Raw genomic sequence first — 26,638 nt, forward strand, 5'->3', positions numbered from 1 at the left:
AGAAAGACCAGGCCAGGCGAGGCACGCGACGGGTTCCCGAGAAGATCATCACCCTTGCGCCCGCGATACTTCAGTAGCTCAAGCAACGGCATTGGGCGCTGCCTTCCAGGTGGGCGGGGTCCTCGGATCACTGCTGCCCGGCGCCTCCGCCTCCGGTGAGGTTCTCCTGTGCCCAGTCGGTAATGCCGCCGAGCCTGGCGGCCGCCCTTTGTACGTCGCCCGGGGTGGTGGGCCGATCGGTCTGGAAGTCGAAACCCGTCAGACCGCTCTCCTCCTCGACGATGTGCGCGATCCGGTACGCCTCCGTGGCCATGGACAGAGCCGCTTCGCCCGAATAGCGGTAGGGGATCTCGACGGAAGCCGAATCTCCGTCGTAGTCCAGCTGGAGGTGACCGGCGGCCCCGTCCCGCCACAAGGTGAGGCTGTAGGGATACTCCTCGGAGGTGACGGGCCCGATGGATGTGGTGATCCGCTGCATGATCCGTTCCCACACCGCCCGCTGTTCCTCGTTCACGCTCATGAGCGCGAGCTCGGCGTCCGGGTCGTAGTCGGCCGCACGCTCGTCGAACGCCTCAAGCAGCGTCATGCCTGATCGGCGACGTATGAACAGAAGGTCGTAGGTCACGGTCCGGAGACTAGGACATCCGGGATTCGTGACTCCGGTCCGGTCCGGTCTCGTCCGGTCCGGTCCGGACGAGTGACTGCCGGAAACGCCGGCTCAGTCGCCCGTTCTTCCGTCCGTGCGCTCCCGCAGGAAGTCGGCGTGTCCGTTGTGACGGGCGTACTCCTGGATCAACTGCACGTAGAGCCAGCGCAGGCTGACGGCAGCGCCGCGCGCGGACCTGAACGTCTCGTCGAGGTCATGTCCGGCCGCCGCTGCCCCGCACGAGGTGACCTCGGCCCGGAACCTCTCGAAGTCCCGTTCCGCGTACACCTCGTCGACTCCCGCGATGCCCTCGTCGCCGTCTCCCGGGTCGGTGAAGACATTCCCGATGTCCTCACCCGCGAAGCGTCGCCGGAACCACGACCGCTCTACCTCCGCCATGTGACGGACCAGGCCCAGCAAGGTGAGGTTCGACGGTTCCACCGTGGTACGCGCCAGTTGAACCGGCTCCAACCCCGCGCACTTGGCCAGCAGGGTCTCGCGGTGCCAATTCAGCCAGCCTTCCAGCATCTGACGCTCAGGAACGGTGACCAGATCACCGATCCGCGTCGTGCGCTCAATCTTCGGTGCCGTCCATGTCATGCGCTTACTCTGGCCGACCGACTCACCGGAGGACCAGGGACACACTCGCCGGCACCGCGGCGACCAGGTCCGTCCGCGCGTGAAACGACAAGACCAGCGCCGGTCCGGAAACCCCGGGACACTTCATCGCCTATGCCCCAGGTGTTTCGGTCGGTGAGATCTGGGCGCGGGCCCGTTGGTCAATGGCCAGCCAGACGCGGTCACGGGTCAGGGGCAGTTCGGTGAACCGGAGGCCGGTGGCATCGCGCAGTGCGTTGGCGAAGGCGGGGGCTACCGGGACGAACGGGCTCTCGCTCATCGACTTGGCGCCGAGCGGGCCGAGCGCGTCGTCGGTCTCCGCGAAGTGGACCTCGGTGCGCGGCACGTCGGCGTGCTGGGGCAGGCGGTAGTTCCGGAAGGCATCTGTGGTCACCGTGCCGCGTTCGTCGAGCCGTACGCTCTCGAAGAGCGTGGCCCCCAGCGCCTGGGCGACTCCACCCTCGACCTGGCCGCGGCACTGTACGGGATTCATCACCTTGCCGGCGTCGGCGGCATGGACGCTGCGCAGGATCCTCATCTCGCCGGTGTCCGGGTCGACAGCGATGCGGAACCAGTGGGCATTGAAGGCCACCGAACGCGGGCTGCCGCTCCAGTGTCCCTGCGCGGAGACAGCCTCCGGTGCGCAGTCGGTGTGGGCCGCTTCGTGGAGCTCTTCCAGTGTGAGGGTCCGGCCCGCGCAGTCGACGGTCTCGGAGCCGAGTACGCACCTGTGCTCGGCCACCCCCGTGTACCTGGCCGCGAAGCCCTGCAGACGTTCGGCGAGCTCTTCCGCCGCGAGGAGCACCGCCTTGCCGGCCACGAAGGTGCCGGTCGAACCGAACGCGCCGGTGTCGTGGCGGACGGCGTCGGTGTCGGAGTGCCGGATGGTGATCCGGTCCACGGTGGTGTGGAGCGCGTCGGCGGCGATCTGCTTGTGCACGGTGAGGGTGCCGTTGCCGAACTCGGCTGTGCCGACGGCCAGGTCGTACGTTCCGTCCAGGCGCAGACTGATGGCCGCGTCGGCATAGTGGCCCCCTGGCGGGCCGGTGGCGACCATGGTCAGGGCGGCGCCCTGACCGGTGACCCATCCCTCCGGTGCGTCGTCGGCGCTGTGGTCCTCGGCCACGGCCCTGCGGATCACGGCCAGACACTGGTCGAGGCCGTAGGAAGCGATATGCAGGTCCTCTTCCCCCTCACCGATCGGGCTCAGCACGTGCTCGTCGGGCCTGATGATGTTCCTCTCCCGCAGGACCAGCGGGTCCATGCCGAGACGCCGGGCCAGTTCGTCCATCGCCGACTCAAGGGCGAACGTCACCTGGCTGAGCCCGTACCCCCGAAACGCGCCCGCCGGGACGACGTTGGTGTAGACCGAGAATGCGTCGACCTTCTTGTGGGGTGCGCGGTACATGGCGAACGACTCGCCGACGCCGGTGCACAGCACGGCAGGCCCGTGGTTGCCGTAGGCGCCGGTGTTGGAGACCACCCGCATCTGGATCGCGGACAGCGTGCCGTCCTGGCGGGCACCGACCTTGACGCCGATGGTGAACGGGTGGCGGGTGGTCGCCCCGTAGAACTGCTCGGCGCGCGTGTACTCCAGCTTCACCGGGCGGCGCAGTTTCAGCGCGGCCAGCGTGACGATGTCCTCGGTGAGCATCTCCTGTTTGCCGCCGAAGCTGCCTCCCACGAGCCCCGCGACGACGCGGACCTCGTCCTCGGGCAGCCCGTACAGAGCGCAGATCGCGCGGCGCGTCAGGAAGGGCGTCTGGGTGGAGGAGCGGATCGTCAGGCGCTCACCGGCGCCGTTCTCCTTCGGCTCGAAGTACGCGACGCAGCCGTGCGTCTCCAGGCTTGCGTGCTGCACGCGCTGGGTGCGGAAGGTCTCCTCGTACACGACGGCGGCCTCCGCGAAACCGTCGTCGACGCAGCCGATTTCACCGTGTACCTCAGCGGCTACGTTGTTCTCGACGCGGGCGATCCGCGTCTCGGGGCCCTTGCCGGCGTGCAGGACGGGAGCGCCGGGTGCCATCGCCTCCTCCGCGTCCACGACGTACGGGAGTTGGCTGTACTCCACCCTGATCCGGCGGCAGCCCTCCTCGGCGTCCCGCTCGCTGTCGGCGACGACCGCGGCCACGCGCTGACCGGCGAATCGGACGGTGTCGTCGAGGACGCGTGTGTCGTCGGGATCCACGCCGGGATGCTCGTGGCGGGCCGAGGAGTACAGGGTCGCGGGGGCGTCCTCGTGGGTCAGGACGGCTCGCACGCCCGGCACCCGAAGTGCCTCGGAGGTGTCGATGGACACGATCCGGGCGTGTGGGTGCGGCGAGCGAAGCACCTTCATGTGGAGCAGGCCGGACACCTTGACGTCGAAGGTGTAGCGGGCGGTACCGGTCACCACGCGCGGGCCCGCGGGCGCAGCCGGACTCCTGCCCACGGCCGCACCCGCCCGCGGGCGTTCGGTGTGCTGTACGCCGCGCACGGCGTCCTCGATGGCACGGTAGCCGGTGCAGCGGCAGAGGTTGCCCTTGAAGGCGCGCGGCAGGTCGTCCAGCTTGCCGTCGTCGTGCTCGGTACCGTGCTCGGCCTCCAGCGCGGCCGTCGTCATCAGGAAACCGGCCGTGCAGAAACCGCACTGGAAGCCCTGGGCGTCGAGGAACCTCTTCTGCACCGAGTGGAGTTCGCCCTCGGGGGCCGCCAGGCCCTCAACGGTCGTCACGCTGCGGCCTTCGGCGCGCACTGCCGGGTACAGACAACTGTGCACCGGCACGCCGTCCACATGGACCGTGCAGGCCCCGCAGTCCCCGGCATCACAGCCCTTCTTCACCCCGAACCAGCCGCACTCGCGCAGATACGTCCGTAAACACTGGCCGGGACGGGGCGCCGAGTCGAAGGGCTGATCGTTCACACGGATGCCGAAGCCCACCGGGCACCCCCTCGGGTGAGTTCGTCATGGACCTGCCCGGCGAACCGCAGGACCATGTGCTGCCGCCACTCAGGAAGCCCGTGGACATCGTCGAACCAGTCGGACTCACCTACGGCCGCCGTGATGGCCGCCCGTAACTCGCCCGGTCCGCAGGGCAGCGCGAAGCTGAGACGGAAGGGGCGTCGGGTCGCGGCCGTGATGGTGAGGGACAGTACGTCCTCCCCTGGATCCAGTGCCCCGATGACGAGAGCGCCAGAGCGTCCGAGCCCGTGGAGCGACGCTTGCCGGAACGCCGTACGCGACTTCAGCGCTCGCGCGGGGAGCGTCACCGAACGCACCAGTTCGCCCTCGCCGAGGTCCGTTCGGCCCGCGCCGGTAACGAAGTCGACGACCTGCACGCCGCGACGGGTGCCGTTCTGCGCCTGGAGCAGACACGCGCCGTCGAGCGCGGCGGCCAGGGAGATCATGGGCCCCGCGGGCAGAGCCAGGCACAGGTTCCCGCCGACGGTCGCCATGTTCCAGACCTTGAACGAGGCCAGGAACGCCCGGCAGCACTGGTCGAAGAGTGGAGCGGCTTCCGCGTCGAGCGTCCGGCCGAATCGGGACAGTTGCGTGATCGTGCACGTGGCCGCGATCTCCACCGATCCGTCGGGCAGCACTTGGACAGGCTCCCAGCCCATCCGGCTCAGATCCACCAGCCGACGCAGGTGTGGCTGGGGCTCCGAGAAGAGGTACGTTCCGCCACCGAGCCAGGCGTCGCCCGCGCGCCAGGGTTCGTCACGGCCCGCGTCGCGCACGTCGAGAACCGTGTTCAGGTCCATGGGCTGGTTCTCATCTCGCAGGGGGTGGGGAACGAGCAGGCTTTCACGAGGATGTGGGTGAATTCATCGAAATTCTGGAACTTTTTCTATTCCGCCCGAAGATTTCTCTATGGGTGACGCTTGGAGTAATGAATACGCAATTGAACATCGTCACATAAAAGAACTCTCTGCGCACCTGTGGAGGTTCGCTTCCCCCGACACCCACACCACCATGCCTCGTGGTCCGGAGCCGGACTGTTCCCCCTTGGTGGCAACAGCCGTCGAACTCGCCGCCCCGTCCGAGGATGGCCCGCACTTCCTGCACCGCGCCGCCCGGCGCACTGCGCCACGCGGTTGGTCCCCGCGAAACTCTGGCACCGCCGGCCACTCTCCTGGCCGGAAGCGAAACGGATCGCACTCCTCGGTTGTCTCGCCGAACCGGGAGTCCCTTTGGGTCATGACGGTACTGCGCCAAGACGCACCTCGGCGGGCCGTACCTGGTACCGCGTTGTTGGAGGTGTGATCGCTGCTGGGCGGTCGCGGTAGTCCGCCGGGCTTGAGGGGCTTGGCTGAAATTCGGTCGCGCTGGCATATGCAATTACTGAAGGACCGGAGAAGTTACGGGGATTGTCGGTTTGCGTGCTATGGCGTAGTGGCAGGCTCCACGGGGCGACCGGAGTGCCAGCCGCCTTCACGTTCCGTTGATCGACGCACGCCAGACAGGTACTGGGCTGGGGCCACCGTCGGGGGAGGCGCGGCCCGAGGAGTCAGGAGAGGCATCATGACGCTGAGCCGGGTCGATATCGTCGCGGTTGACGAGGGGGCGGCCTTCTGGGACGACCGGTCGGCTCTTCTGGCCGGTCTACGGGAGAATCCACCGCGGGTCCCCGCTCACTTCGGGTATGACGCGCTCGGCTCGGACTTGTTCGAGTTGATCACCGAGTTACCCGACTACTACCTCACCCGGGTCGAGTACGGACTGCTGAAGCACCATGCCGGGGAGATAGCCGACTTGATCGGGTGCGGGCTGATCGCGGAGCTCGGCAGCGGCAGCGCGAAGAAGACCCGTCTGCTGTTGGCGGCTTGTGCCGACCGCCGTTCGACGTCGTATCTGCCGATTGATGTCAGCCGCGAGATGCTCGAGGCCAGTGGGCGCGACCTGACCGCCGAGCTGCCCGGCCTGCGGGTACAGGGGCTGTGGGGCCGGTACGAGGCAGGGTTGGCCTGGCTGAGGAACAGCAAACCCGAGCCGGTGACGATCTCGTTCCTCGGGAGCAATCTCGGGAATATGCCCCTGGGCGAGCGCGACAGGCTGCTCTCCGAAATCGTCAGCACGCTTCGGCCCGGTGACGGCTTCCTGGTCTCGGTCGATCTCCTGAAGCCGGCCCCGGTACTCGAAGCCGCTTACAACGATCCGGTCGGCCGATCTGCCTTCACACGGTTCCGGCTCAATCATCTGGACCATCTCAACCGGCGCTTCGGCGGCACCTTCGACCCGCGGGCTTTCTCCGCGCGGGCGCACTTCGATTCCGATACCGGCACCGTCGACGCGCGTGTCTACGCGACCGAGGAACATTCCGTCGTGCTTCACGATCTGGATCTCGTACTGAACCTGCGGCGCGGTGACTCGCTCAACGTCGGCCTGTCCCACAAGTTCCAGCGTGAGCAGTTCGTGGCCGACGTCGTCGCACGCGGTCTCGAACTGCGCGCGCAGTGGGCCGACGAGGAATGGCAGTACGGCATCTTCCTTTTCACGCGCTCCCAGGACCGTAGTGAGGCAGGCGATGAGCTCTGACATCGGAGAGGCCGATTCCCGCGATGCACGGATCGCGCCGTGTGGTTACTGAGACCCCCGGGTGTGTACCGGCCCCAGACCGATACGTGGTTGTTGATCCAGGCGCTGTATCACGCCGGAATTCCTTCTGGCGCACGGGTTCTGGACATGTGCACCGGAACCGGTGCGTTGGCCATCGCCGCGGCGGGCGTCGGAGCCGGACACGTCACGGCGGTGGACATCTCGCGCCGTGCCACGCTGGCGACCCGGTTCAACGCCCGGGTACGCGGGCTCCCGATACGGGTCGAACGCCGGGACGCGCTGTCATTTCCCGCCGCCCGGCAGTTCGACGTGATACTCGCCAACCCACCGTATGTACCGGCCCCTCAAGAGGGCCTTCCCCGGAGCGGACCGAGCAGGGCATGGGACGCCGCGCGTGACGGACGGGCCCTGCTGGATCCGCTGTGCGTCAACGCCTCCGGGATGCTTTCCAGCGGCGGCATGCTGTTGGTCGTCCATTCTGCCGTGTGCGGAGTGGGGACCACCGTGGACCTGCTGCACAAGGGAGGGCTGAAGGCCGCCGTGGTGGCCCGGCGGACAGTGCCGTTCGGCCCGGTCATGAACCGTCGGATCCCGTTTCTGGAGGAGCAGGGATTCATCAGGGCGGGCCAACGTCACGAGGAACTGGTGGTGATCCGTGGAGACCGGCGGAACGACCAAACCTAGTACGGTTCCGGAACCGGTCACTGCTGCCGGACCGCGCGACCGGGACCGCAGGCGGGTCACCCTGGTTCCCGGTGGCCCCCTCCTCGTCGAAGGCCCCGTCGAGGTGGTGACCAGTGACAACCAGGTCGTCGTCTCGGACCGTTTCGTGGTCGCCCTCTGTGTATGCCGGCGCAGTCGGCGGCACCCGTTCTGTGACACCAGCCACCGCCGACGCGTCCGCCAGGATTCCGACGACCGGACCCTGGAATCAGACCCCGGCTGACTGCCCAGGCAGCGCCCGACGCAGCGATGTCCTACGGCTGCGCCAAGCAGCAAGCAGGTGCGCGGCCAGCCTGCCCTCCAGCAGCTCGGTGGCCGCGATCCCGAACACCACGTCCCCGGCAAGATCGGGCTCCCGCCGGAGCAGGTCACCGATGACATCACGACGCAACACCTGTTCATGCACGGCGTCGGCTTCGATGTGCTCGGTGAAGAAGAGTGTGCACTCCGGCCCCGCACCCAGCCGGTCCAGCGCCTGGGCGATCCGCTGTGCGCTCGGCGCGGTGGTGATCTCGGCCGCCGCGAAGTGACCGACCAGGGCGCCGCGCAGCCTCCGGTGCAGTCCGAACATCGACATCAGGTTCACGATCGCGATCGCGGGTGCGGGTACGTCATCCACGTAGTGCAGGTACGCGGGAGAGAGCCCGGCACCGACCAGGAGGTCGGCGAACAGCTGGGAGTGGGCTCTCTCGGCGCGGCCGCCGCCGAACTCGTCGAACTCGACCGCGACCAAGGAGGCCTTGGCCTGTCCCTGAAGACGGGGAATCACCCAGGCGTGCGGGTCGGCCTCCTTCAGGTGATACACGGAGCGGTGGGCGAAATACTCACGCATCTGTTCCCAGTCCCCGGAGTCCCGGAGATAGTGCGAGACCCCGTCACCGGGCACCGTCTCGACCAGCAACCCATCCAGTACGGCGGCGACATCGTCACCACCCTCGGCGTCCGAACGCAGCGCCGTCAGGAAGACGCGCTCCATCGCGGCCCGCAACCGAAGAAGCTCCGGATCCCACTCCCACAGCGGATCGACACCGTCGAAGCCCCGATAGTGCAGCTCGTAACAGGTGTGCAGGGCCAGCGTCAGATCCTCGCCGTACGGATCGATCCCATCCACGGCATGCAGGGAGAACGGCTCCGAGGCCGGACGCCTCGTCAGCGCGGTGACCACGGTCTCGGACAGCGGTCCCCGGGGAACCGGTAACGCGTGGGCGAGAGGCTGAGTGTCTCTGGTGGTGGCACTGGGGGTCATCGGCTCTCCAACTCGATCAAACGCGTGGATGCCATGCTCACGGGCGGTGAAGGCATTTTCGCCCACCCGGGCCCTCGCCGCCAGACACCCTCCATCTGCGCCGGGCTCTTGCTGGAGGTGGGGGACTTCCCCCGGTCCTCATGACTTCGGCAGCCGGGTCGACCGCGCACACAGGTCCGCGCGGTCGGCCGCGCCCGTCTTGTTCATCAGGCTGGCGATGTGCTTCTCGACCGTGCGCGGCGAGATGAACAGCCGGTCGGCGATGTCCTTGTTGCTCAGCCGGTCGGCGAGGAGCCGGAACGCCTCGTACTCCCGCACGGTGATGCCGAGGGCCCGCAGCTGTTCGGGGATGCCGTCCGTGCCGCTGCGGTGCTGGTGCACGGGGGCACCCAGGCGTCGCAGGGCGGCCCGGCAGGCGTTCGTGACGGCGGGCACCCCCTGCTCGTGGAAGTGGTGTTCGGCCCGCCTGAGCCAGGCGACCGGCTCACCCCAGCCGTCCTCGTGCGCCGCGTCCGCGACCAGCCGCAGGCCCAGGTGCAGCGCGGCCGGGTACACGGCCGCATCGCGCAGCGCCGCTTCTATGCGTTCTGCCGCCCGTTCGCCCTGCCCCTCCCGGCCGAGCAGGACGGCATCCGCGAGCGTGACGAACTGGCGGTTCCACCGCATCCGTCCGACTGCCGTGGCGGCGACCTCCTCGTGCCGGGCGCGGTCCGCGTCACCGGCCAGCACGTCCAGCAGCAGTCCCACCCCGTGGGTGCCGCTGAGGTGGTAGGTGCTCGGGTTGTGCCGCTCCAGCGCCGACACCGCCCCCAGCTCCGCCCGTGCCAGGTCCCTGTTCTCCTCCATCAGGGCACAGAAGGCGCGGGCCATCCCCAGGGTGAGCGGCTCCTCCTGCGAGCCCGTCCCCTCCCATTCGGCGAAGGAGCCGAGGGCGGCCTCCATCGCGCGCCGGTCGCCCTGGTGCGCCTCCAGTGACGCCAGTGACATGAGGAGGTACCGGACGGCCGGGGCGAGCCCGAGCCTGCGCACGATCGTCAGGCACTCGGTGGCGGCCTCCCGCGTCGCCTCGCGGGCGCCCCGCATCACCCCGTCCAGGACGAGGATGCCGTCCACGGTGTGCACGATGTTGATCGAGCCCAGCCGCAGGGCCTCCTCCCGGGCGGACACGAGTCCGGTGGTGTCTCCCTCCGCCAGCCAGTCGTTGCCGCCGATACGGGTCGCCGCGTACATCCGCCGCAGCGGAAGCTGGTGCCGTTCCGCCGTCGACAGGGCCTTCTCGAGCATGGCCCGGGACTCGTGCGGGTCCCGTTCGCGGGCCACGGTCGCCAGCAGTTCCCACGCCTGGCAGGCGACCGAGGGCAGTCCGTAGCGGTCGGCGGCGTCGGCCGCGGAGCGGGCGAGCTCCTCCGCGTGCTGGATACGGTCGGTGCCCGGGGTGTCCAGCGCGAGATAGGCGGCGGTGACGTCGACGGCCGCCGTCGCCGCACCGTCCGGACTCGACCCCAGCACCTCGCGGGCCCGGTCGATCTGCCGGTTCCCGTCGCTCCAACGCCCCGCCGTGTGAGCCACCTTGGCCAGCCGGGTGTGCAGGACTGCCAGACGTGACGCACCCAGCCCTGCGCTGTCCAGGGCGTGCAGATGCTCGACCAGTCCGAAGGCCCGGTCGAAGTCGCCGGACTCGGCCAGCGCGGGCAGCAGGTGCTCCAGCGCGCCCGCCCGCTCCTGCGGGTCGCCGGCCCGCGCCAGCAGGGTTTCGGCCTGACTGAGCAAGGTCACCGCCGAACCGAGCGCGCCCGCCGTCAGGGCCCGCCGCCCCGCCTCCGTGAACAGCTTGCCGGCCGCCGCGTCCTCGCCCGCCTCGGACCGCAGCCCCGCCGCGAGCGCGCACCACTCGCCGGGTAACTGCGGGTGCAGTTTCTCCACCGCCTCCGCGCCCTGGCGTGCCAGCTCCGTCCGCTGGCCGGGCGTCAGGCGGGTGAACAGCGCCTCCACGGTGGGTGAATGGCGAAAGGAGTACCAGTCGGGAGCGGGCTCGTCCGGGACCACCAGGCGAGCGGCGACACCGGCGTGCAGATGGCTCAGGAGTGCCCGGTCGTCGACTCCCGTCATCTGCTGGAGCACGGTCAGCGGGAACCGTCTGCCCAGTACGGCCGCCGCCGACAGCAGCGTCAGGCCCTCCGCACCCAGCCGCTCGATGCGGCGCAGGATTCCCCGGGCCAGAGCGGAGGAGACATCGCCGCGCGGGTCACCGACCGTTCGCCAGCCGTCCGGTCCCTGTACCAGGGTGCCCGCGCCGATCATCGACTGGAGCAGCTCCTCGACCAGGTAGGGGCTGCCCGCGCTGCCCTCCCACAACCGCTCCAGCACCTGTGCGGGCACTTCCTCCGGGGAGGCGCCCAACTGACCCGCCACCAGTTCGTGTACCTGGGGGCGGGTCAGCGGCGGCAGTTCCACGACCGAGGCCGCGCCGCGTCGGCGGGCCGACTGCGCGAGATCCAGGGCGTCGCTGAAGTCCGTGCGGATGGTGGCGAGGAGCAGGACCGGGCTGTACTCCAGGTTGTCCACGAGATACTCCAGGACCCCCAGCGTCTCGGGATCGGCGTCGTGCAGATCCTCCAGCACCAGGAGCCGGCCCCGGCCGTGGTCGGTGGCCATGAGCAGGCGCAGCACGGCCTCACCCAGAATGACCATGGAACTGCTGTCGCCCGCACCGGTGTTCCAGTCGGGTATCAGCCGCCCCAGCACCGGTCTGTACGGCCCGAGGGACAGTTCGTCCAGCGGTTCACCCGTGCGGAACAGCGACATCAGCGCCTCGGTCAGCGGCCGGAAGGGCACCACGGGGCCGGTGGTGCTGCTGCGTCCCCGCAGCACGCCCATCCCGATCCCGAGCGCGCTGCCCACTGCCTCGGCCGCCAGCCGGGACTTGCCGGCCCCGGCTTCGCCCACCACGAAGACCACACCGCCGCGCCCTTGCTGGGCGTCGGACAACGCACGCTCGAGCAGCCCCAGTTGGGTATCCCGGCCGATGAGGGAAGGTGCTTGGGAGCGCATGATCTCGAAGCATAAATCAGATTGTCCGTAACCGTAGTGGGGCCGTCCAGATTCCGATTCCGCCCGGCCGGCCAGGCCCGCCGGAGGGCCTGGCCCGGGGGCGGCTACTGGGGCGAGGACACCGAGGTGTCGATCGAGCTCAGCGTGATGACGATTCCGCTGGTGAGAACCATTCCGGCCAGGATGCGCGCGCGAGCGCAAGCGCGGTTGCGGCCCGAGAGGGTGATGCCGCCGACCGCGTCCTGTTCGTCGACGGCAGGTGCGAGGGCCTCGGTGTCGGCGTTGGCGGCGGTGCTGGCGGACGCGGCGCGGCTGGAGTGCTGGTTCATGGGGAGAGTCCCTTCGTGTGGAAGTGCGCGGGTGGGAGGTGCGGGAGAGCTGAGACGACTGGAGGGCGGAGAGGAGCGGCAGGAGAGCCGGGTCCGGCCGGCCGGGGCACTAGCCCTCAACAGATGGGCATGGGGCTCGGACAGGAGTGCTCCAGCAGGAGCGCGGACGGGACACGGGCGGGGGAGTAGAGACGGAGCAGGCCGTAGCCGATGCCGGTGAGGCCCGTCAGCATTCCGGGAGAGGGCACCTGGTCGGGGGTGGCGCAGCGGTGCTGCTGCGCCTCGACGGTCGCGAGTACCCGGCCGGCGGTACGGGTCAGAGCGGCGGAAGCGGTGGCGTCGCCCCGGTTGGCCAGGACCGACAGCGCCTCCAGGGCGCCGAAGGCGCCGTGGCCCGCGCTGAGGTCGGGGCCGTCGCCGAGGGCGGCCAGCCGGGCGGCGAGGTCGCCGCGCCCCGGCAGATGCGCGGTGGCGGCGGCGATCCCGGGCAGACCGGTGGTCCACGACGGGCCGTGCGCGGCGGCGTCGGGCGTGGCGTTGGCCGAGCGCAGCAACCCGGCCGCCACCTCCGGGTGTCCCTTTCCATCCGCCCGGTGGTCCGCGTGGTGCCACAGCGCCCAGCCGATGCCCGCGACACCCTCGGCGAACTCCGCGGTGCAGCTGCTCTGGGCGACCGCGGCGGCCAGGGTGTCCGCCACCGCGTCGGCCAGTTCCAGGGCGCGCCGGGCGCCCGTCGCTTCGTGGGCGGCGACCGCCGCCGCCAGGGCGCCGGCGATACCGTCCGCGAACCCGGGGTCCGCGCAGGCCACCACGGCGTGCTCGAGTGCGGTGAGCGCGTCGGGCAGCGAGTCCGCCAGGTCGGCGTCGAGGAGAGCCGACAGCCGTACCAGGCCGTACAGGATGCCGCCGAGCCCGTTGTACGCTCCCGGTCCGACGGCGGCGCACAGTTCGGGGTCGGTGGCCAGCATCTTCAGCAGGGCCGGCAGCGGCCGTACCGCCTCGTGGGCGAGCGCCGTGTAGCGGTCGGCGCCCGCGAGCAGTCCGGCCTGGGCCAGGAAGAGCGCGACTCCGGTGTATCCCTGGGCGAGTCCGGCACCCATCGGGAGGACCGACCAGTGCTCGCCCGGCAGGCATTCCAGGCCGAGCCAGTTGGCCCGGCCGTCGGACCGCACGGCGCGGGCGGCGATCTCGTCGGCGATCCCGCAGGCCGCGGTGAGCAGCCGTGACGGCTCCGGCACCACTGCCGGCATGGGAGCCGGCACCAGCTCGGAGCGCGGCCTGACCAGCGGGGAGCCCGCCTCGCGTACGGCCAGCGCGGCCGAGACGATCCATTCCTGGTCCCGGCAGTCGACCTCGTCCATCCGGCCGATCTTGGCGCGGACCGCGCTCAGGCTCGCCACCGGCAGCAGGTCCGGCAGCCAGTTCCCACCGGCCGTCCGCACCCCCGTGCCGGACGGCCGGTGGACGAAGAGGGGGATGTCCCCGCGCCACAGGTCCTCGGTCTCGTGCTCCACCAGCCGGCCGCGCGCCGGGTCGTGCGCCGACTCGGTCCACAGCACCGCGAACGCGGCGTCCCGGGCGAGCGCGTCGCCGAGCAGCGCCGGGTGGGTGGACTCCTCCAGCAGGGTCGAGTACAGCCGGGTGGAGCGCACGATCAGCCGTGCGGGACTGTCCGCGTGCCGGTCCAGCAGAGCGCCCGGCGCGGTGAGTTCCGCGCCGTGTGCGCGGATCGCGGCGTATGTGGTGCGGAAGCCGTCCAGCAGCGCGGCGCGGTGGTCGGCGCCCCGGAGCCGCTGCCCGTCGGGCAGCGGCTGGTTCTGCGCGGCCGGGCTGGTCACCGGCCCCCGTACGACGCGCATGGTGTCCAGTCCGCTGTTCTCCCAGCGCAGTCCCTCGCTCGGGTAGGTGCCTTCCTCGGTGCGGCCCAGCGCGGAGATGTCCAGTGCGCCGTGCTCACCGATCAGCAGATAGGGCAGCAGGCACGTCCGGTACACGGAAGCCTGGAGGGCGTCGGCGGCCGGGTCGGCCTCGGCCGTGGTGGCCTGCGGAAGCCCGGTGTGCAACAGGGTTTCGGCGTCCACGAGCACCGGCTGGCCACCGGAGGCGATGAGGTTCTCGTAGTGCATGTCCGCGCCGTCCACCGCGTACAGCAGGGCCAGCAGGGCGCCTTGGCGCCGGTAGAAGGCGTCCGCCTCCGTCACCGAGCCGCACAAGCGGTGCTCGATGAACTCCAGCCAGCCGTGCTCCGGCCGCCGCACCGTACGCGGGGTACGCAGCTCAAGGCCGTCGACCCGGCCGGTGAGCCAGTGGGTCAGGTCGTCCAGCAGGGCGTGCTGCCCCAGCGGACGCGGCTTGTACACCGCCCGTGAGCCGTCCGCGAACTCCAGCACCGCAACCGAGCGCCCACCGCGATGGGCGTCGCCCCGGCCCAGTTCGACGCGGGTGAGCGGGCCCGGGTCGCGTCCGTCGAGGAGGACGGTCACCAGTTCCTCGCGGTCGGCGTGCAGCCGCAGGCCCAGTTCGGCGACCGCGTCGGCCGCGTCCAGTGCGGTCCGGCCCAGCATCCTCGCCAGCACCGGATAGGCGGTGAACAGCTCCCGCAGGCCGTCCGCGCTGCTGTTGGCGGCGAGGAAGGCGGCGAAACGATCGCGAGGCGTGGCCCCGGGGAGCCGTCCGGCGCGCCGGGCGCCGTCCAGTTCGCGGACGAGGGTGCGGGCCGCCTGCCGGGCCATCCGGCTCAGCAGCCACTGCTCGAACGCGGCGCGCAGCATGTTCCGTTCCGCTGCGGGAAGCGGCGCCAGCTGCCGGTCCAGGGTGTCCGAGGCCGGCACCACCAGCGGCGCCAGGACCGGTGCGAACACCTCGGGCCCGGTCGCGTCCCCACCCGGCACCGGCCATGCGGCGTCGTGGGCACGGTCCAGGGCCTCTTCGACGTAGCCGGCCCAGCGCGGAGTGCCGGCGCGGTCCGCCAGATCCTCCGGCGCCTCGCCGGCGAGGGCCCACACGGCACGTTCGTCGAGACCCAGGTGAGCCAGCCGCGCCGCGAAGCCCGCTGTGTCCCCGACGGCCCACGGGGCCCGGCCGGCCGTGGCGGTCATGGGTGACGCCACGGGACGGCCGGGGGCGCCGACACGCTCGGCGAGGGAGAGCGCGGGGGCCCACCAGGCGAGCGGCAGGTGCGCGCTTCGGAGCATCGTGGGTGCAGCTGATTCGGTCACAGGAGGAACGTCGCAGACACCGTATGACGCCTGCATGGGGGTGCATCCCTCATATTCTCCGACGGGCCCGCCGGAAGGTGGGGCTCCGCGCCGGCGAACCCGTGCGCACGCGGCCCGCGTTCGCGGCGCCCGAGGACGAACCCGCAGGTCACGGCCCGTACCCCGGGCCCGCCCTCCATACGGGCCACCGGAACCCCCACCCAGGTGGGGGCCGCCCGCACGGAAGGAGTCATGGCCGGGCCGACGGCAGCAGGCGTGGCTCCAGGCGCTCCTCCCGCACCCCGTCACCCTCGCGCGTCACCAGATAGGCGCCTTTGCCCGCCGACTCCGTGACCGCCTCCACGAGACGGGTGCCGTGATAGACGAGTCCCACTCCGTCGTCGGTGCAGTGCGCCGTCCCCAGGGTGCCGTCCGCGACCAGCCGGTGGATCAGCGGACGGCGGCCCGGGTCGGAGTCGTAATGGACACCGTTGCCGTACGGCAGGAAGCCGAGCGCGTCCACCACCGGCCGCAGATCCGGTCCGTACGAATCGGTCGCGCCGCCCTCGAACCAGCAGATCGATCCGGCGCTCACCCCGCTCAGCACCACCCCCGCCTGCCAGGCGCGCCACAGCGCCCGGTCCAGGCCGTGCACCCGCCACACCGCCAGGAGATTCGCCACCGACCCGCCCATGACCCACACGACGTCGTGGTCGAGGAGCGTGCCTTCCACGTCGTCCACGTTCGGCATGGGGAACAGGTGCAGCGGCGTCAGATCGAATCCCGCCACCCTGGCCGCCTCGTGCATGCGCGCGGTGACGTGCTCCGCGTCCCCCACCGCCGTGCCCAGGTAGAGGATGCGCGGACGGCGGCCGTTCACCCCTGACAGGTCGACCGCGTGGTGGACCAGGGAGTCGAAGAGCACCCGGGCACGGGCACCGACGCGATGCCCTCCGGAGGTGGCCAGGATGGTCGGCTGCGAGGCGGGCATGCGCGCGATCGTAACCCCTGCCGCGAACGGGTGACTGCCGTCCGGCGCCGGAGACCGTGTCATGACGCGGACGGACGTGGGGCGCCCGCCCTCCGCGACGCCCCGCCCGTTCCGGCCGCACGTTGCGGGGAGCATCCGCCACAACGTGGGTGGTCGGCCCGCATCCGCCACCGCCCGGCCTCCCGTGTACTGATGTCCGGCCGGCGGACTCCCGCAGCGGCACGGACCCTTCCCCACCGGCCCGTGGAGCGCCGTCCGACTCGACGCGTGACCAACTGGTGCCGTACGGCCGAGACAACAGGAGTGAAGGACATGCTGACCTCTCTGGGTATCGACTCCCTCGCACGGAGCGTCTATCTCGCCATGGTCGACCTGCCCGGCGCCGGGGTCCGCGAGTTGGCGGAGCAGCTGACGGAGGCGGAGGACACGGTCCGGGAGCGGCTGGAGCGGCTGTCCGCCCTCCTGCTCGTGGTCCCCGGCGACACCGCCACCGGCTGGCAGCCGGTCGACCCGGGGGTGGGCCTGACAGCGATGCTCGCCCGGCAGCAGGACGAACTCGCCCTCCATCGGCTCCAGGTGGAGGACAGCCGGCTGGAGGTGACCAGGCTGCTGTCCGAGCACGCGCGCGGCGGCCGGGACAGCATGCCGGGCGTCGAGTGGCTGGCCGGTGCGGACGCCGTGTGGCGGCGCGTCGCGGAACTCGCCGAAGGGTGCGAGCAGGAGTGGCTGGCCGTCGGTCCCACCGAGCGGCTCGCCGTGCCCGCCGCCGAGTCCGCCCGGCCCATCGACGAGATCCTGCGCCGGCGCGGCACGGCGGCCCGCACCATCGTCCTGGAGAGCGTCCGCAACGATCCCGAGACGATGGGCCGGGTACGGGGGAACGACGACAGCATCGGTTCGATCCGTACGCTGCCGTCGCTGCCCGCGTGGATGATCCTCTGCGACCGCACCCACACCGTGGTGCCGGTCGTGAGCGCCCGGTCCGTCGCCGGCGCGATGGTGTGCGGCGTCGAGTCGGTCACCGAGGCGTTCGCCGCCCTGTTCAGCCGCCTCTGGAAGGAGGCGCTGCCGCTCGCCGAGGCGCGCCCGCGTACCCGTGGCGGTCTCTCCCTCCAGGAGCAGCACGTGCTGAGACTCTGGGCACAGGGTCTCACCGACGCCGCCGCCGCCCGCAGGATGGACGTCTCGCTGCGCACGGTCCGCCGGCTCTCCGAGAAGCTGACCGACCGCTTCGGTGCGCAGAGCCGCTTCCAGCTCGGCGCCCTGGCCATCGCCCAGGGCGGCATCCGGGTCGAGGACATGGTCTGACGCGACCCGTGCGCGACCGTACGCCCCCACCGCCGCCTTCGCGGTGAAGGCGTACGCCGTCATCCGGCCGGCGCGAACTGTGCGTTGATCGCCGCCATCATCAGGTCCGCGATGTTCTGAGCCAGTTCGGCGGGGGTCGGGTGGTCGAACACCGCCCGTACCGGTACGTCGACCCGCAACGCCTTCCGCAGCCGTGACGCGACCTGAGTGGCGAGCAGCGAATGCCCGCCCAGCTGGAAGAAGTTGTCGTGGACGCCGATGCGTTCGATGCCCAGGAGCTCCGTCCAGACGGCCGTGATGTGCCGTTCGACGGTGTTGCGCGGCGCCGTGTAGGACGTTCCGAGGTCCGGCCGCCTGCCGTCGGGGACCGGCAGCGCAGCCCGGTCCACCTTGCCGTTCGCGGTCAGCGGCAGTCGCTCCAGCATCATGAACGCCGCCGGGACCATGTAGTCGGGCAGGTGGCGCCCGAGGTGCGCGTGCAGGTCAGTGATGCTCGGGGCGTCCGGTCCCGCGGCCACCAGGTAGGCCACCAGCCGCTTGTCGCCGGGCACATCCTCGCGGACGATCACGGCGACCTCGCCGACACCGGGATGGGTGATCAGGTTGGCCTCCACCTCACCCAGTTCGATGCGGTTGCCGCGGATCTTGACCTGGTGGTCGATCCTGCGCAGGAACTCCAGCTGCCCGTCGGGCCGCCACCGCACCAGGTCGCCGGTGCGGTACACCCGGCCGCCCACCTCCTCGGCCTCGAAGGGGACGAACCGCTCCCGCGTCAGATCAGGGCGTCCCAGATATCCGCGCGCCACCTGCACTCCACCGACCAGGAGTTCACCGGGAACGCCGACCGGCTGCGGAGTGCCGTGCTGGTTCACCACGAAGCACCGGGTGTTGGCGACCGGCCGGCCGATCGGCGGAACGGTGTCCCCGGGGGCGCACACCGTGGAGGTGGCGACGACCGTGGACTCCGTGGGGCCGTAGTTGTTGACCACGCGGAACGGCAGGCGGGTGCGCGGTGGCATCCGCAGCCGGTCGCCGCCGGTCAGTACGTAGTCGAGGGTGCTGTCCGGGCCCCAGTGGAGCGCCGACAGCGACTCCAGCATCGGCGTGGACAGGAACGTGGCGTGGACGCCCTGCTCGCTCAGCCAGTCCCGCAGCAGCTGCGGGGTGAGCCGGACCCTCTCGGTGGTGACGCAGCAGGTCGCACCCCGGGTGAGGCCGAGCCACAGTTCCCACGCCGCCGCGTCGAACGCGATCCCCGCGAGCAGCGCGATCCGCTGCCCCGGCTCGAGACCGTACTCGCTCGCCGTCCAGTGGACCAGGTTGATCACGCTGTGGTGCTCGACCTGTACACCCTTGGGCCGGCCGGTGGACCCGCTGGTGTAGATGAGGTAGGCCAGGTTGTGCGGGGCGGCGGCGGGCTCCGGGTCGGTGACCGGCTCGCCGTCCAGCGGGCCCCCTTCGGCGTCGCACGCGTCGAGCAGCAGCAGGGGGACGCCGGAGGGTATCCGGTCCGCGTGCGCGGCGTGGGTGAGGACGACCGGGGTCTGCGTGTCCCGCACCATGTACGCCAGCCGCTCGACGGGGTACTCCGGGTCCAGCGGTACGTACGCCGCCCCGGCCTTCAGCACCGCCAGTTCCGCCGTCACCAGATCGGCCCCGCGGTCCAGACACACCGCCACCGGCATGTCCGGCCGGGTCCCGTACCGGGTCCGCAGGTGGTGGGCGATCCGGTTGGCGCGCGCGTTCAGTTCGCCGTACGTCAGTGCGCCCTGCGGCCACTCGACGGCCACGGTGTCCGGCTGCCGGGCCGCCCGCTCCTCGAAGAGGCCGTGCAGGGTGGCCGTGTCCGGATAGGCGGCGGCGGTGTCGTTCCACTCGACGAGTGACCTCCGCCGCTCGGCGGGGGGGAGCATGCACAGCTGCGACAGCCGGGCGCCGGGGGCGCCGGCCACCGCGGCCAGCAGCGTGCCCAAGTGGCCGGCCAGCCGGTCGACGGTGTCCCGCTCGAAGAGGTCGGTGCGGTACTCCAGGGTCCCGCGCAGGCCACCGGCCGGGCCTTCGGACATCATCAGGCTCAGGTCGAACTTGGCATCCGGCAGCGTCACCGCGAACGGCTCCACCTCCAGCCCCGGCAGGCTCCACGTGTGGCCGTCCGGCACGTTCTGCAGGGCGAACAGGATCTGGAACAGCGGGTTGCGCGAAGGATCGCGGTCGGGCGCCAGCTCCTCCACCAGGCGCTCGAAGGGAAGGTCCTGGTGGTCGTACGCGCCGAGCGCCGTGTCCTTGACCCGGTCGATGAGCTCGGTGAAGGCGGGGTCGCCGGACAGGTCGGTGCGCATCACCAGGGTGTTGACGAAGAAGCCGATCAGATCCTCGGTCTCGGCCCGGTTGCGGCCGGCGATCGGGCTGCCGACCGCGATGTCGTCCTGCATGCTGTACTTCGCCAGAAGCACCTGGAACACCGCCAGGAGCACCATGTACAGGCTCGCGTCGTTCGCCGTCGCCGCAGCCCGCAGTCGCGTGGCGACCTCGGCCGGCACCTCGAACGACACGGTGGAGCCGCCTTCGGGCCGACCCGCCGGACGGCGGTGGTCGCTCGGCAGCTCCAGCGGCTCCAGCCCGGTGAGCCGGTCCCGCCAGTAGGCCAGTTTCCCTTCCAGTACGTCACCGGTCAGCCGCTCCCGTTGCCACACGGAGAAGTCCGCGTACTGCAGCGGTAGTTCGGGCAGACCGGTCGGCGCCACCCCTGATACCGCCGCCCGGTAGTTCTCGCGCAGCTCCCGCGCCATGACTCCCTCCGACCATCCGTCGGCGGCGATGTGGTGCACCGTCAGCAGGAGGAACGCCTCGTTGTCGGCGAGCCGTACCTGGTGGGCGCGCAGCAACGGGCCCGTCGCCAGATCGAACGGCCGGCCTGCCTCGGCCTCCGCGAACCGCCGTGCCGCCGCGTGCCGTTCCTCCGGATCGGCAATATGGCGCAGGTCGTGGACGGTCGCTCCCACCGGTGCCGGCGGGTCGATGAGCTGCCCCGGCTCGCCGTCCTCGGAGACGAACCGGGTCCGCAGGATTTCGTGCCGTGCCACCATGGCGGTGAGCGCCGCGTCCAGCGCCTTCACATCCAGTACGCCACGGACGTGCAGCGCGAACGGTACGACGTACTCGGCGCGCCCCGGCTCCAGCTGATCCAGGAACCACAGCCTCTGCTGGGCGGAGCTCAGTGGCAGCGGACCACCGGTCCGGGCGGCGGGCGTGATGCGATCCGCGCCGTCCGTGTCGAGCTCCGCCACGACGGCCGCCAGCGCGGCGACCGTCGGCGCCGCGAACAGGGCCCGTACCGGCACCTCCACGCCGAGCGCCGTCCGCAGTCGCGAGGTGACCTGGGTGGCCAGCAGGGAGTGGCCTCCCAGCTCGAAGAAGTTGTCGTCGACACCGGTGACGTCGGTGCCCAGCACCTCCGACCAGGCCGCTGCCACCGCACGTTCGGCCGGTGTGCGCGGCGCGACGTCGTCCTCGTGCGAGCGGGGGCCGGGTGCGGGCAGCGCACGCCGGTCCACTTTGCCGTTCGGGGTGAGCGGCAGCCGGTCCAGCACCACGAAGGCGGACGGCACCATGGAGGCGGGCAGCTCGCGGCGCAGCCGGGCGCGCAGTTCCTCGGCGGTCGGTGCCTGCCCGTCCGGTACGACGTACGCCACCAGGCGCTTGTCACCCGGGATGTCCTCGCGCAGGACGACGGTCGCGGCCGTGACGTCGGGGCCGGCCAGCAGCACCGACTCGATCTCGCCCGGTTCGATGCGGTGACCCCGCAGCTTGACCTGGTCGTCGAGCCGTCCCAGGAACTCCAGCTGCCCGTCGGGCAGCCACCGCACCCTGTCTCCCGTGCGGTAGACCCGCCGGGGTGTGCCGTCGACGTCCACCGTGACGAACCGCTCCGCCGTCTGCTGCGGCAGACCCTGGTAGCCGCGCGCCAACCCGGCACCACCGACCAGGAGTTCGCCCGGGATGCCGATCGGGAGCGGCTTGTCGTGCCGGTCGACGACGTAGACGACGGTGTTGCGTACCGGCCGGCCGATCGGCGGCACCGGTACCCCCGGTTCCACCTCGGCGGACGTCGTGACCACGGTCGATTCGGTCGGCCCGTAGTTGTTGACGACGCGGAACGGCAGTCGCAGCCCGGACGGCAGCCGGAGCGCGTCACCGCCGGTGAGTACGTAGGCCAGCGAGGTCGGCTCCGACCAGTCGAGTGCGGCCAGCGCCTCCAGCATGGGCGTGGAGAGGAACGTGCCGTGCACCCGCCGGTCGGCCAGCCAGCGCTGGAGCAACTCCGGTGTGCGCCGCACCGTTTCGTCGGGGACGCACACGGTGGCGCCGGCGGCCAGCGCGGGCCACAGCTCCCACGCCGCGGCGTCGAAGCCGATACCGGCGAGATGGGCGACCCGGCGGCCCGCCGCCGCGCCGAAACCTTCCACCGTCCAGTGGATCAGGTTGACCAGGCTGCGGTGCTCGATCTGTACGCCCTTGGGGCGTCCGGTGGAGCCGCTGGTGTAGATCAGATAGGCCAGGTCGTGCGCGGTGGCGGCGGGTTGTGGGTCGTGTGCCGCCAGATCCTGGATCCGCGGCCAGTCGCGGTCGGTGAGGAAGCGGTGGGGCGTGCGGGGCAGCCGGGCCGTGTGCGCGGAGTCGGTCACCACGTGCGCCGCTCCGGAGTCCTCGATCATGAACGCGAGACGCTCGGCCGGTAGCTCCGGGTCCAGAGGCAGGTACGCGGCCCCCGACTTGAGCGCCGCGAGCAGTGCGGTGATCTGGTCGGGCCCGCGTTCCAGGAGGACGGCGACCACCCGGCCGGGCCCGGCGCCGAGTGACCGCAGATGTCCGGCGAGCCGGTTGGCACGCTCGTTCAGCTCCCGATACGTCAGCCCTCCGGTCTCCGACAGCACCGCTGCCGTTCCGGGCAGTCGCGCGGCGCGCTCCTCGACGAGCCGGTGCGCCGTCATGTCGGTGTCCGGGGAGAGGGACGCCACCCCTGACCACTCGGTCAGCACGCGCCGGCGTTCGGCGCCGGCCAGCACCCCCAGCTCCGACAGCCGCTGTCCCTGGCCCGAGACCGCCGCTTCGAGCAGCGTGGTGAAGTGACCGGCCAGCCGTCTCGCCGTCGCGTGTTCGAACAGGTCCACGGCGAACACGAGGTTTCCGTCGAGCGAACCGTCGGACCGTTCGGTGAGGAACAGCGTCAGGTCGAACTTGGCCTCCTCCGCCCGCACCGCGAACGGCTCGACCTCAAGTCCCGGTAGCCCCCACGCGTTCCCGTCCGGTGTGTTCTGGAGCACGAACATGGTCTGGAACAGCGGGGTGCGCGACAGGTCCCGCTCCGGCGCCAGTTCCTCCACCAGCCGTTCGAACGGCAGATCCTGGTGGTCGTACGCGCCGAGCGCGGTGTCCCTGACCCGGTCGAGCAGGGCACCGAAACTCGGGTCGCCGGACAGGTCGGTGCGCATCACGAGGGTGTTCACGAAGAAGCCGATCAGCTCCTCCGTCTCGGCCCGGCCGCGGCCCGCGACCGGGCTGCCGACCGTGATGTCCTCCTGCCCGCTGTACTCCGCCATGAGCAGCTGGAACACCGCCAGCAGCGACATGAACAGGCTCGCGCCGTGCCCCGCCCCCATCCGCCGGGCGGCGTCGACCACGTCGGCGGGCACGGTGAAGGCGACCGCGTCACCGCGGCCGGACCGTTCGGCCGGGCGGCGGTGGTCGGCCGGCAGCTCCAGCGTCTGGAGGCCGGCGAGCCGGTCGCGCCAGTACGCCGCCTGTCCGTCCAGCGCCGGCCCGTCCAGGGTCGCACGCTGCCACGCCGCGAAGTCCGCGTACTGGAGCTCCAGCGGTACGAGCTCCGCCGCACGGCCCGCGACCGCTGCTCCGTACAGTTCCCGCAGTTCCCGTGCCAGGACGCCCTCCGACCAGCCGTCGGAGACGATGTGGTGCAGGGCGATGAGCAGCAGCCACTCCTCATCGGCGACACGTACCGCCACCGCCCGCAGGAGTGGCCCCGTCGCCAGGTCGAACGGCGTTCCCGCCGCCTCGCGGAGGATGCCGGGCGCCGCGTCGCCACCGAGGCCCCGTGCGTCGCGCACGTCCACGGACACTTCTCGCGGCACGTCGACGATCTGGACCGGCCGGCCCGTGCCGTCCGCCACGAATCGGGTCCGCAGGATCTCGTGCCGGGCCACCAGCGCCGTCAGCGCGGCTCCGAACACCTCCGGTGCGAAGCGGCCCGTGACCCGCAGCCCGGCCGGGACGACGTACTCCGCTCGCCCCGGATCCAACTGGTCCAGGAACCAGAGCCGTTGCTGGGCGAACGACAGCGGAAGCCGCCCCGTCGACCGGTCCGCGCGCGTCATCGCCGTCACCGTGCCCGGGGTGAGCGCGTCGACGGCGGCCGCCAGCAGCGCCGGGGTCCGCGCCTCGAACAGGGTGCGGTGGGACACCTCCACGCCCAGGTCCCGGCGCAGCCGGGAGACGACCCGGGCGGCCAGCAGGGAGTGCCCGCCCAGCTCGAAGAAGTCGTCGTCGATGCCCACCGGGTCCACGCCCAGCAACTCGGCCCAGATTCCGGCGACCGCCACCTGATTCGGAGTGCCGGGCGCCGTGTACGCCACGGACAGCTCCGGGCGGTGGCCCTGCGGCGCGGGCAGTGCCTTGTGGTCCACCTTGCCGTTCGGCGTCAGAGGAAGCCGCTCCAACATCACGTACCGGGCGGGCACCATGTGCTCCGGCAGATCCCGCGCCAGGGCCCGGCGCAGTTCGGGCACCGCCGGACCGGCCCCGCCCGCCGGCACCAGGTACGCCACCAGGCGCTTGTCGCCCGGGACGTCCTCACGGACCACGACGGTCGCCGCCGCCACGCCCGACCGGGCCAGCAGGGCGTTCTCGATCTCGCCCAACTCCACCCGGTGGCCGCGCAGTTTGACCTGGTCGTCGATCCGGCCGAGGTAGACCAGCCGCCCGTCCGGCAGCCACTTCACCAGGTCCCCGGTGCGGTACACCCGGGCGTCCGGATCCGCCGAGAACGGGTGCGGCACGAACCGCTCTGCCGTCAGATCGGGCCGCCCCAGATAGCCGAGGGCCACGTTCACGCCGCCGATCAGCAACTCGCCCGGCACGCCGATGGGCTGGACCTCGCCGTGTGCGCCGACCACGAACACCTCGGTGTTGTCGATCGCACGGCCCATCGGTACGTGGTCCGCCGCCGGGTCCACCGACACCGTCCGGCTGACCACGTTGCCCACGGTCGCCTCGGTCGGCCCGTACTCGTTGACGACGGCGGTGCCGTCCGCTCCGCTCGCCAGCACCCGGTGCGTCAACGCCGGTGTCAGGTCCTCGCCGCCCGCCACCACCGTCGTGATGCGGTGCCGCACCCCGTCCCGCTCCAGCCGTGCGGTCAGCAGCTCCAGATGGGAGGGGGTCGCCTTGAGGAAGCTGACCCGCGCACCGGTCGCCACGAGGTCCACGGCCACGTCGAAGACCGTCTGCCCCGGACCGGGACTCGGGATCACCAGCCGCAGCCCCTGCAGCAGCGGCAGGAACAGCGCGGTGACCGTCAGGTCGAACGCCGCCGACGAGCACAGCAGCGAGCCGATCTCGGCACCGGGCGCGGCCGGGTAGTTGCGGTCGCACCAGTGCAGGTAGTTGACGACGCCCCGGTGCGCCACACGGACACCCTTGGGGCGGCCCGTCGAGCCCGAGGTGTAGATGACGTAGGCCAGGTCGCCGGGGCCCGTCCCGACTTCCGGGGCCGAGCCGTCGCCGTCCGGCCAACCGCCGTCGGTGAGCAGCAGTTCGGACCCCGGCTCGAACAGGCCGGCGTGTGCGGACTCGGTGATCACCACGGGCGCCGCACTGTCACCGACCATGTAGCGCAGCCGCTCGGCCGGATAGGACGGGTCCAACGGCACATACGCGGCACCGGACTTGAGCACCCCGAGCAGGGCGCACACCAGATCCGGGCCGTGGTCCAGGCAGACCGCGACCAGCGCGCCGGGTCCGACGCCCCGCTCGCGGAGGTGGTGCGCGAGCCGGTTCGCCCGCTCGTCCAGCGCGCGGTAGGTCAGGAGCCGCCCGCCGTGCTCCAGGGCGACCGCGTCCGGCTGCCGGGCGGCCCGCTCCCCGACCAGCCGGTGGACGGTCGACGTGTCCGGGAACGCGGACGTGCGGCCGTTCCACTCGGTGAGAATCCGTGTCCGCTCCGTCGCGGTCAGCATCTCCAGCGCGGCCTGCCGCGTCTGAGGTTCCTCGGCGGCGGACCGGGCGAGGACGACGAAGTGGTCGGCCAGACGCTCCGCCGTGGCCCGGTCGAACAGGTCCGTGCGGTAGCCCAGCACACCGCGCAGCGCGTCGCCGTCGGCGGCGAGCTCCAGGGCGACCTGTGCCCCGGGCGTGAGCACGGCCGGCGTCTCGCCCGCCGGGTGCCACGCGAACCGCGGGGCATCGTCCAGCGCACCGCCGGCCGCCTCCGCGAGCTGCGCGTACGGCAGGCCGCGGCGCGCTCGTACGGCCGTCGCGATGTGCGTCAGCGCGTCCTCGAACGGCGGGTCGCCGCCCGGGCCCCGTACGGCCCGTGCCTGTCCGTCGTCGTCCCGCACCACCACCGGGACATCACCCCGGCCCGCGTACCGTGCCAGCAGCGTCTGGAACACCGTCAGCAGGACCGTCGAAAGCTCCGTCCCCCGCTCGTGCGCCATCGCGGACAGCGCCTGTGCCGTCACGGCGGGTACGTCGAAGAGGATCCGGTCCGAGGGACCCGGCCCGTCGTCCGCCGGGCGCCGGTCCGCCGGCAGCTCCAGGGGCTCCAGGCCCGCCAGCGCGTGCCGCCACTCCTCCACCTGGTGATCAGCCACCGTTCACTCCCCATCGTCAGCACGTTGTCAGCGGTACAAGCAGTTCGTGCGGTACAGGCGGCCACAGCACTTCTGAGGCGGCACCGTGACCACCGGCGCCCGAAG

14 protein-coding genes are annotated in these 26,638 nt (G+C 71.4%); 4 read left to right on the forward strand and 10 right to left on the reverse strand.

The window, feature by feature from the left end; translation table 11 throughout:
- Positions 1-127 precede the first annotated feature (127 nt).
- From ACIQM0_RS38575 to ACIQM0_RS38590, 4 genes are all read right to left on the reverse strand, one after another.
- Positions 128-625 (reverse strand): hypothetical protein, encoded by a 498-nt coding sequence (locus ACIQM0_RS38575; protein ID WP_401295722.1) that lies wholly within the window; start codon positions 623-625, stop codon positions 128-130.
- Between the two features lie 93 nt (positions 626-718).
- The gene (locus ACIQM0_RS38580; protein WP_401295724.1) at positions 719-1,246 is read right to left on the reverse strand and encodes a DinB family protein; all 528 of its coding nucleotides are present in this window, start codon (positions 1,244-1,246) and stop codon (positions 719-721) included.
- A gap of 130 nt (positions 1,247-1,376) precedes the next feature.
- Positions 1,377-4,166 (reverse strand): molybdopterin-dependent oxidoreductase, encoded by a 2,790-nt coding sequence (locus ACIQM0_RS38585; protein ID WP_401295726.1) that lies wholly within the window; start codon positions 4,164-4,166, stop codon positions 1,377-1,379.
- The gene (locus tag ACIQM0_RS38590; RefSeq protein WP_401295728.1) at positions 4,163-5,005 is read right to left on the reverse strand and encodes an FAD binding domain-containing protein; all 843 of its coding nucleotides are present in this window, start codon (positions 5,003-5,005) and stop codon (positions 4,163-4,165) included. The genes ACIQM0_RS38585 and ACIQM0_RS38590 overlap by 4 nt, the downstream gene beginning before the upstream one ends.
- A gap of 760 nt (positions 5,006-5,765) precedes the next feature.
- On the opposite strand from ACIQM0_RS38590, the gene ACIQM0_RS38595 reads away from it, so the two are divergent.
- From ACIQM0_RS38595 to ACIQM0_RS38605, 3 genes are all read left to right on the forward strand, one after another.
- The gene (locus tag ACIQM0_RS38595; RefSeq protein WP_401295730.1) at positions 5,766-6,779 is read left to right on the forward strand and encodes an L-histidine N(alpha)-methyltransferase; all 1,014 of its coding nucleotides are present in this window, start codon (positions 5,766-5,768) and stop codon (positions 6,777-6,779) included.
- A gap of 63 nt (positions 6,780-6,842) precedes the next feature.
- Complete coding sequence (locus ACIQM0_RS38600) at positions 6,843-7,484, forward strand: HemK2/MTQ2 family protein methyltransferase (RefSeq protein ID WP_401295733.1); 642 nt, start codon at positions 6,843-6,845, stop codon at positions 7,482-7,484.
- Positions 7,456-7,746 carry a CDGSH iron-sulfur domain-containing protein gene (locus ACIQM0_RS38605; RefSeq protein WP_401295736.1) on the forward strand — a complete coding sequence of 97 codons (291 nt, stop codon included), beginning with the start codon at positions 7,456-7,458 and terminating at the stop codon, positions 7,744-7,746. The genes ACIQM0_RS38600 and ACIQM0_RS38605 overlap by 29 nt, the downstream gene beginning before the upstream one ends.
- Here the strand turns inward: ACIQM0_RS38605 and ACIQM0_RS38610 are convergent.
- The 5 genes from ACIQM0_RS38610 to ACIQM0_RS38630 form a co-directional block, all read right to left on the reverse strand.
- The gene (locus ACIQM0_RS38610) at positions 7,732-8,769 is read right to left on the reverse strand and encodes an iron-containing redox enzyme family protein (RefSeq protein WP_401295738.1); all 1,038 of its coding nucleotides are present in this window, start codon (positions 8,767-8,769) and stop codon (positions 7,732-7,734) included. The genes ACIQM0_RS38605 and ACIQM0_RS38610 overlap by 15 nt on opposite strands.
- Before the next feature lie 138 nt (positions 8,770-8,907).
- Positions 8,908-11,820: an AAA family ATPase gene (locus tag ACIQM0_RS38615; RefSeq protein ID WP_401295741.1), complete on the reverse strand. Its 2,913-nt coding sequence runs from the start codon at positions 11,818-11,820 to the stop codon at positions 8,908-8,910.
- Positions 11,821-11,924: 104 nt separating this feature from the next.
- Positions 11,925-12,149 carry a hypothetical protein gene (locus ACIQM0_RS38620; RefSeq protein WP_401295744.1) on the reverse strand — a complete coding sequence of 75 codons (225 nt, stop codon included), beginning with the start codon at positions 12,147-12,149 and terminating at the stop codon, positions 11,925-11,927.
- A 116-nt stretch (positions 12,150-12,265) separates the two neighbouring features.
- Positions 12,266-15,367 (reverse strand): type 2 lanthipeptide synthetase LanM family protein, encoded by a 3,102-nt coding sequence (locus ACIQM0_RS38625; protein ID WP_401295747.1) that lies wholly within the window; start codon positions 15,365-15,367, stop codon positions 12,266-12,268.
- 229 nt (positions 15,368-15,596) lie between these two features.
- Complete coding sequence (locus ACIQM0_RS38630) at positions 15,597-16,337, reverse strand: Type 1 glutamine amidotransferase-like domain-containing protein (protein ID WP_401295750.1); 741 nt, start codon at positions 16,335-16,337, stop codon at positions 15,597-15,599.
- Positions 16,338-16,649: 312 nt separating this feature from the next.
- Here ACIQM0_RS38630 and ACIQM0_RS38635 point away from each other — a divergent pair, with 312 nt between their 5' ends.
- Positions 16,650-17,645, forward strand: a complete 996-nt coding sequence (locus ACIQM0_RS38635) for a LuxR C-terminal-related transcriptional regulator (RefSeq protein ID WP_401295753.1) — start codon at positions 16,650-16,652, stop codon at positions 17,643-17,645.
- 59 nt (positions 17,646-17,704) lie between these two features.
- On the opposite strand, the gene ACIQM0_RS38640 is transcribed toward ACIQM0_RS38635, so the two are convergent.
- Positions 17,705-26,533: an amino acid adenylation domain-containing protein gene (locus ACIQM0_RS38640; RefSeq protein ID WP_401295755.1), complete on the reverse strand. Its 8,829-nt coding sequence runs from the start codon at positions 26,531-26,533 to the stop codon at positions 17,705-17,707.
- Between the last annotated feature and the right edge of the window lie 105 nt (positions 26,534-26,638).

The organism is Streptomyces sp. NPDC091387 (assembly GCF_044756945.1).
Lineage (GTDB): Bacteria > Actinomycetota > Actinomycetes > Streptomycetales > Streptomycetaceae > Streptomyces.